Source organism: Pseudoduganella flava (assembly GCF_007830495.1).
Classification (GTDB): domain Bacteria; phylum Pseudomonadota; class Gammaproteobacteria; order Burkholderiales; family Burkholderiaceae_D; genus Rugamonas; species Rugamonas flava.
In genome coordinates this window covers 138,753-145,839 of sequence record NZ_VLKW01000002.1, presented here as the reverse complement: position 1 = coordinate 145,839, position 7,087 = coordinate 138,753, and the positions used below count along the sequence as shown (strand labels likewise).

Below are 7,087 nucleotides of genomic sequence, written 5' to 3'. Positions count from 1 at the left end.
TGGAGCGGGAGAAGAGTCTCGAACTCTCGACCTCAACCTTGGCAAGGTTGCGCTCTACCAACTGAGCTACTCCCGCATTCTGCTGCGCCGCCTGACTGCTGCGTCGTCATCAACAACAGGCCAGCATTATAGAGCATGGAGCTGGGCTGGTCAAGGGAGAAACAACAAATACTGTTTAGTTCAAATTTCCCGAGCGTTCCTTGATCAGCGGCCAGGCCTTCTTCAGGTAGTAGAACATCGACCACACCGTCAGCACGCTGGCGAGCCACAGCAGCTTTTCGCCCCAGAAGCGCGTGTCGATGGCGCCAAGGATCACGTCGTAGTACAGCAGTGCGGGAATCGCCGTCATCTGCGCCGCCGTCTTGATCTTGCCGATCGAGTTCACCGCCACCGACTTCGATGCGCCGATCTGCGCCATCCATTCGCGCAGCGCGGAGATCGTGATCTCGCGGCCGATGATGATGAAGGCGAGGATCGCGTTGCAGCGGTCCAGCTGCACCAGCACCAGCAGCGCGCCGGCCACCATCAGCTTGTCCGCGACGGGGTCGAGGAAGGCACCGAATGCGGAAGTCTGGTTCCAGCGCCGCGCCAGGAAGCCGTCGAACCAGTCGGTGATGGCGGCCACGATAAAGACCAGGGTGGCGGCGAGATTGCGGTCCTGCAGGGGCAACCAGGTGGGAGGGAGGTAGAACACGCCTACGACCAGGGGAATCAGCGCAACGCGCAGCCAGGTCAGCAGGATGGGGATGTTAAAGGGCATAGAACGGGCAGAGATTCGGGGCGGCTATAGGAATTGTAATGACGCGCCGCTAGTCTACCTTGCCGGCCGGGCTAATGCCAGCAAGCACGATTCAACATGCAAGCCGAGGCGACGCAGACAGTGCTTCAGTCACCGCAAGGCGCCGCAACGCAGCCATGCCCGCTCAATGCAAGCGCCGGTAGATCTCTTCGGCCAGTTTCGCCGAGATGCCGTCGACCGACATCAGGTCCTCGACACTCGCATTGACCACGCCGCGCAAGCCGCCGAAACGCGCCAGCAGGCGTTGGCGGCGCTTCGCGCCGATGCCTTCGATCTCTTCCAGGGTGGACGTCTGCCGTGTCTTGGCGCGCTTCGCGCGCATGCCCGTGATCGCGAAGCGGTGCGCCTCGTCGCGGATCATCGCCACCAGCATCAGCGCGGCCGACTCCTTGCCCAGCTCCTGCGGCGCGCGGCCGTCGACGAACACCAGCGTCTCCAGGCCGACTCTCCTGCCCTCGCCTTTCGCGACGCCGACGATCAGGCTGATGTCGAGCCCCAGCTCGACGAACACCTGACGCGCCATCTCGACCTGGCCCTTGCCGCCGTCGATCAGCACGATGTCGGGCATCACGCCATCGCCATTGGCGACCTTCTCGTAGCGCCGCGTCAGCACCTGGCGCATCGCCGCGTAATCGTCGCCGGGCGTGATGTCGTTGATGTTGTAGCGGCGGTATTCGCCGTTCTGCATCTGGTGGTGATGGAACACCACACACGATGCCTGCGTCGCCTCGCCTTGCGTGTGGCTGATGTCGAAGCATTCGATGCGCAACGTTTCGAGGTCCGCGCATTCGATGCCCAGCACGTCGACGAGCGCGCGCGTGCGCGATTGCTGCGAACCCTGCTCGGACAGCAGCCGTGCTAGCGCGATCTCGGCCCCCTTCTGCGCCAGCTCGAGCCATTGGCGGCGCTGCCCCTGCGGCTGGAACAGCAGGTTGATGCGGTGGCCGCACTGCTCCTGCAATGCGAGAATCAGCTCCGGCTGGTCGAACTCGATGTTCAGGATCAGCACACCGGGGATGTACTTCTCCGTGTAGTGCTGCACGAGGAAGGCGGCCAGCACCTCCACTTCGATCGGCTGTTCGGCCACGCTTTCCGCATCCATCACGTGCGTCGGGAAGTAGGCGCGGTCGCCCAGGTGCCGGCCGCCGCGCACCATCGCCAGGTTGACGCAGGCACGCCCGCCCTGCACGACGACGGCGATGATATCCACGTCCTGGTCCGTCGTCTCCATGCTCTGCTGGTGCAGCACCTTCGACAGCGACTGGATCTGGTTGCGCACCGACGCGGCCTGCTCGAACTTCAGGTCGGCCGCATAGGCGTGCATCTTCTGCTCCAGCTCTTCCATCACCTCGGTGGTGCGGCCGCGCAGGAAGCGCGCCGCGTTGTTCACGTCGACGCGGTAGTCCTCGGGCGTGATGGCGCCCACGCACGGGCCGCTGCAGCGGCCGATCTGGTGCAGCAGGCACGGGCGCGTGCGGTTCTGGTAGACGCTGTCCTCGCAGGTGCGCAGCATGAACACCTTCTGCAGGATCTGCATCGATTCCTTGACGGCCCACGCGGACGGGAAAGGACCGAAGTACTGGTTCTTCTTGTCGACGGCTCCGCGGTAGTAGACCATGCGCGGCACGTCGTCGCCCGTCAGCTTCAGGTACGGGTACGATTTATCGTCGCGGAACAGGATGTTGAAGCGCGGCTGCAGCGTCTTGATCAGGTTGTTCTCGAGGATCAGCGCTTCCGCCTCGCTGCGCGTCACCGTCGTCTCGAGGCGCGCGATGCGCTCGACCATCATCGCGATGCGAGGACTCGCCAGGTTCTTCTGGAAGTAGTTCGACACGCGCTTCTTCAGGTCGCGCGCCTTGCCCACGTACAGGACCTTGTCCTCGGCGTCGAAGTAGCGGTAGACACCGGGCAGGTTCGGCAGCTTCGCGACGGTGGCCAGCACCTGCTCGCGCGCCGACAGCGTCGGCACTCCAGTTTCGGTTGTGTCACTCATCGTTGCTTCTCCACGATCACGAATGCGACCGCGTACTCCTCTTCATCGCTGACGGATACCTGGGCCGTCAGCCGGTGTTCTTCCATATACCGCAGCAAGGCGCCGCTGTAGACGAGCTGCGGCTTGCCCTGCTCGTCGTTCAGCATCTGCGCCGCCGGCCAAGTCATCGGCGGCCGCAAGCCCAGGCCCAGCGCCTTCGAGAACGCTTCCTTTGCCGCGAACCGCGTGGCCACGTAGCGCACGCCGCGCACGGCGTTGCGGGCGGCGCGCTCGCGGTACACGTCCAGCTCCTGCGGCCCGAGCACGCGGCGCGCGAAGCGTTCGCCCTGGCGTGCCAGCGCCTCGCCGATGCGGGGAACCTTGCAGATGTCGGTGCCGATCCCGTGGATCATTTCGCTCCGAGACGCGTGGACACCATGATCGCCTTCATCTCCCGCACGGCGTTTTCCCAGCCCACGAAGACCGAATGCGCGACGATCGCATGGCCGATGTTCAGTTCCTCGATCTGCGGGATCGCGGCGATCGCCTGCACGTTCGTGTAGTGCAGGCCGTGACCGGCGTTGACCTTCAGGCCGCGCTGCACGCCCCAGCGTACGCCGGCCTTGATGCGCTCCAGTTCCTTTTGCTGTTCCTCGCCTTCCGCATCGGCGTAGGCACCCGTGTGCAGTTCGATGACGGGTGCGCCGACATCGGCCGCGGCGGCGATCTGGTCCTCGTCCGCGTCGATGAACAGCGAGACGCGGATGTTCTCGCCCTGCAGCTGCTTGACGGCGGCCGCGACTTCCTTGTGGAAGCGCACCACGTCGAGGCCACCTTCGGTCGTGATCTCGGTGCGCTTCTCGGGCACGAGGCACACGTCGGCCGGCTTGATGCGGCAGGCGAAGTCGATCATCTCGGGCGTCACCGCGGCCTCCAGGTTCATCCGCGTGATCAGCTGCGGCGCCAGCGCGATCACGTCCGCATCCTTGATGTGGCGGCGGTCCTCGCGCAGGTGCAGCGTGATGCAGTCGGCACCGGCCTGTTCGGCCAGCAGCGCGGCGCGGATCGGGTCGGGATACTTCGTGCCGCGCGCATTGCGCAGCGTGGCCACGTGGTCGATGTTCACGCCGAGGTCGATCATGGTGCCGCTAGGGTGGAGGTAGCTCATGGTGTTATTTTTACAGTTGCATCAGGTCGATCAAAATCTGGCGCGTGTTCAGGGGCGCCCCGTTCAGGTGCCAGGCCAGCAGGTGCCGCATCAGCTGCTTGCTTTGCGCCTGCGTGGCCGGGTCCTGGTAATCCTCGCGCTCCATGTCGAGCAGCGTCTTGCCGGCCACCCGCGGGGCCATGTCGTCCTGCCGGGCGGGACGCGGGCCGCGCTCCGGGTCCACCACGTACTGTACATCGGCGCGCACTTTCGTGCGCGTGTCGGCGCAGCGCGTCAGGTCGGCGGCGACGCCAGTCTCCTTAAGTAAGGCCGTTTCGAACTTCCGCAAGACGATCGGCGGCGGCTCCTGGTGCGCCAGCTGGTTCAGCGTGGCGACATAGTGATCGAACAACGCCGGGTGCGCATCGTCGCGCGCCAGCAGCTTCACGAGCAGCTCGTTCAGGTAGAAGCCGCACAGCAGCGCCGTCTTCTCGAGCGGCAGCAGGCCGCCGACCCAGTCGGCATCGGTCAGCGTGCGCAGCTCGTTCTTGCCGGACCAGCCGGCGGACAGCGGCTGAAACGTCTGCAGCACGCCGCGCAGCTGCGAATGCGGTCGCTTCGCCCCCTTTGCGATCAGCGCCACGCGGCCGAAGTCGCGCGTCAGCAGCTCGACGATGAGGCTGGTTTCCTTGTACGGATAGCTGTGGAGGACGAACGCCGGCTGCGCGGTGACACGGGTGCCGACGGTGCGCGGCTGGGCGCGCTTGCGGAGCGGTGGCACTGCGGCTGGGCCCGTGTCCACTTTTTCCACTCTGGGGTCAGACCCGGAAGTGGACACGAGCTCAGGCGTTACCAGGTAGGGGGCGCGCTCCTCGCGCGCCGCCAATGTTGAACTCGTGTCCATGGGTTCGTCCATGGGGTGTTCGTCCATGGGGGCAGCCCCCAGAGTGGACGCAGGCTCATCTGCCTTGATGGTTACAGTCGAGCTCGTGTCCACTTCCGGGTCTGACCCCAGATGGGAGAAAGTGGACACAGGCTCGACGGTACGCCGCTTCGGCATAATCGGTTATTCGTACCCGTACGCGCGCAGGCCGGCCTCGTTGTCGGCCCAGCCGGATTTCACTTTCACCCAGATCTCCAGGTACACGGGTCCGCCGAACAGCTTTTCCATGTCCTGCCGGGCTTGCGTGGAGACTTCCTTCAGGCGGGCGCCCTTGTTCCCGATGATCATCGCCTTGTGGCTGTCGCGCTCGACGAGGATCGCGGCGAAGATGCGGCGCAGGTTGCCTTCCTGTTCGAACTTCTCGATGATCACCGTGCTCGTGTACGGCAGTTCTTCGCCGACGAAGCGGAACAGTTTTTCGCGGACGATTTCGGAGGCGAGGAATTTCTCGCTGCGGTCCGTGATGTCGTCTTCGCCGAAGATCGGGTCGTTCTCCGGCAGGAAGCGCTTGATTTCGTTCTGCAGGCCGTCCAGCTGGAAGCGCAGCTTGGCCGACACGGGCACGACGGCCGCGAAGTCGAACTTGCTGGCCACTTGCTGGGCGAACGGCAGCAGCACGGCCTTGTCCTTGCAGCGGTCGGATTTGTTGATCACCAGGATCACCGGCACGTTCTTCGGCAGCAGGTCGACCACCTGCTGGTCGGCGGCACCGAACGTGCCGGCCTCGACCAGGTACAGGATCACGTCGGACGAGTCCAGCGTGTTCGTCACCGTCTTGTTCAGCGTCTTGTTCAGCGCGTTCGAATGGCGCGTCTGGAAGCCCGGCGTGTCGACGTAGATGAACTGCGCATCGGCAACCGTCTGGATGCCGGTGATGCGGTGGCGCGTCGTTTGCGCCTTCTTCGACGTGATGCTGACCTTGGCGCCGATCAGCGTGTTCATCAGGGTCGACTTGCCCACGTTGGGGCGGCCGACGATGGCGATATAGCCGCAGCGGAATCCTGCGGGCGTGGAGGCGTCAGTCATGGTGTTTCTCGGTTATTTGTTCGCGAGCTTCTTTGCGGCCGGCTCGTCGCTCTGTACGGTGGCGATGCCGGCCAGCTTCAGCTGGGCGGCACGGGGGCGGCTCTTGCGTGCGGCGGCCGGCGCCTTCAACAGCGCCTGCTCGGCCACTTCCAGCGCCAGCTTGGCGGCGGCTTGTTCGCCGGCGCGGCGGCTGCCGCCCCGGCCGTAGACCTGGATGCCCAGCTTCGGCACCAGGCATTCGATCTCGAATTCCTGGCTGTGCGCGGCGCCATGCGTGGCAACGACGTTGTACAGCGGCAACGAGATCTTTTTACTCTGCAGGAATTCCTGCAACAGCGTCTTGGCATCCTTGCCCAGGGTGCGCGGGTCGACGGAATCGAGGATCGGGATGTAGAACGCGCGGATCACGCGCGCGGCGGCGTCGAAGCCGGCGTCCAGGAAGATCGCGCCCAGCAGCGCTTCGAGCGTGTCGGCCAGGATCGACGGCCGGCGAAAGCCGCCCGACTTCAGCTCGCCCTCGCCCAGCCGCAGGAACTGCGACAGCTCGAGCTTCTGAGCGATCTCGTACAGCGATTGCTGCTTGACGAGGTTGGCCCGCAGGCGGGACAGGTCGCCTTCGTCGATCTGCTCGTAGCGCTCGTACAGGATCGACGCGACGACGCAGTTCAGGATCGAGTCGCCAAGGAATTCGAGGCGTTCGTTATGCAAACTGCTGTGGCTGCGATGCGTCAGGGCCTGCTGCAACAACCCAGCATCCTGAAACGTATGACCCAGCTTGGTTTGCAATAACTGTAAATTCATCAATTCCTCAATCCGCCTTCGCGGTGGTAGGACCGCCTTTCGCGGTCGAGCCGCTGTATTCGAGCAGCAGGCTGGCCGGCCCGGCCAGGTGGATTTTCTTGTCGTAGGCGAAGGACACTTCCGTCTCGCCATTGACGCGTTCGATCGTCAGGTCGCGGCCCGCGATCGACGTGATGTAGTTTACCTCGGCGCTGCGGTCGAACGCGGCGCGGATTTCCTGCGGCGTCCCGGCCGTCTTCGCCTTCGCGACGGCCGCGTTGATCGAGCGGTATTCCGTGTACGTCGGCAGTACCTGCATCGCCAGCAGCGCCAGCACGCCCAATACCGCCAGCGTGACGATCAGGCCCACCAGCGAGATGCCGCCCTGTCTGTCCGCACGACTCGCCCGCATCGCCACTC

General features: G+C 64.6%; 8 protein-coding genes and 1 tRNA gene. All 9 read right to left on the bottom strand.

Annotated elements, in window-relative coordinates; all coding sequences use genetic code 11:
• The 9 genes from IP92_RS05035 to IP92_RS04995 all read right to left on the bottom strand — a co-directional run bounded on the left by IP92_RS05035 (position 1) and on the right by IP92_RS04995 (position 7,079).
• A tRNA-Gly gene (locus IP92_RS05035) sits at positions 1-76 on the bottom strand.
• Positions 77-175: 99 nt separating this feature from the next.
• On the bottom strand, positions 176-760 hold the full coding sequence (pgsA, locus tag IP92_RS05030) for a CDP-diacylglycerol--glycerol-3-phosphate 3-phosphatidyltransferase (RefSeq protein WP_145873452.1): 585 nt from the start codon (positions 758-760) through the stop codon (positions 176-178).
• A gap of 163 nt (positions 761-923) precedes the next feature.
• A complete protein-coding gene (gene uvrC, locus IP92_RS05025) occupies positions 924-2,792 on the bottom strand; it encodes an excinuclease ABC subunit UvrC (protein ID WP_145873451.1) in 1,869 nt (622 codons plus the stop codon).
• Positions 2,789-3,184, bottom strand: coding sequence for a holo-ACP synthase (acpS, locus tag IP92_RS05020; protein ID WP_145873450.1), 396 nt, complete (start codon positions 3,182-3,184; stop codon positions 2,789-2,791). Before acpS ends, uvrC begins: the two co-directional genes overlap by 4 nt.
• Entirely contained in the window at positions 3,181-3,939 is a 759-nt protein-coding gene (gene pdxJ / locus IP92_RS05015) for a pyridoxine 5'-phosphate synthase (protein ID WP_145873449.1), read from the bottom strand. Before pdxJ ends, acpS begins: the two co-directional genes overlap by 4 nt.
• 10 nt (positions 3,940-3,949) lie before the next feature.
• Positions 3,950-4,834, bottom strand: a complete 885-nt coding sequence (gene recO / locus IP92_RS05010) for a DNA repair protein RecO (protein WP_229418633.1) — start codon at positions 4,832-4,834, stop codon at positions 3,950-3,952.
• A gap of 150 nt (positions 4,835-4,984) precedes the next feature.
• Complete coding sequence (era, locus tag IP92_RS05005) at positions 4,985-5,887, bottom strand: GTPase Era (RefSeq protein WP_145873448.1); 903 nt, start codon at positions 5,885-5,887, stop codon at positions 4,985-4,987.
• Between the two features lie 12 nt (positions 5,888-5,899).
• Positions 5,900-6,688, bottom strand: coding sequence for a ribonuclease III (rnc, locus tag IP92_RS05000; protein WP_145873447.1), 789 nt, complete (start codon positions 6,686-6,688; stop codon positions 5,900-5,902).
• A gap of 7 nt (positions 6,689-6,695) precedes the next feature.
• Positions 6,696-7,079: a DUF4845 domain-containing protein gene (locus IP92_RS04995; RefSeq protein WP_145873446.1), complete on the bottom strand. Its 384-nt coding sequence runs from the start codon at positions 7,077-7,079 to the stop codon at positions 6,696-6,698.
• Positions 7,080-7,087 lie beyond the last annotated feature (8 nt).

Bases quoted from the DNA above. Each gene is read 5' to 3' on its own strand.
- pgsA (WP_145873452.1), bottom strand. From the start codon at position 760: ATGCCCTTTAACATCCCCATCCTGCTGACCTGGCTGCGCGTTGCGCTG.
- uvrC (WP_145873451.1), bottom strand. From the start codon at position 2,792: ATGAGTGACACAACCGAAACTGGAGTGCCGACGCTGTCGGCGCGCGAG.
- acpS (WP_145873450.1), bottom strand. From the start codon at position 3,184: ATGATCCACGGGATCGGCACCGACATCTGCAAGGTTCCCCGCATCGGC.
- pdxJ (WP_145873449.1), bottom strand. From the start codon at position 3,939: ATGAGCTACCTCCACCCTAGCGGCACCATGATCGACCTCGGCGTGAAC.
- recO (WP_229418633.1), bottom strand. From the start codon at position 4,834: ATGGACGAACCCATGGACACGAGTTCAACATTGGCGGCGCGCGAGGAG.
- era (WP_145873448.1), bottom strand. From the start codon at position 5,887: ATGACTGACGCCTCCACGCCCGCAGGATTCCGCTGCGGCTATATCGCC.
- rnc (WP_145873447.1), bottom strand. From the start codon at position 6,688: ATGAATTTACAGTTATTGCAAACCAAGCTGGGTCATACGTTTCAGGAT.
- IP92_RS04995 (WP_145873446.1), bottom strand. From the start codon at position 7,079: ATGCGGGCGAGTCGTGCGGACAGACAGGGCGGCATCTCGCTGGTGGGC.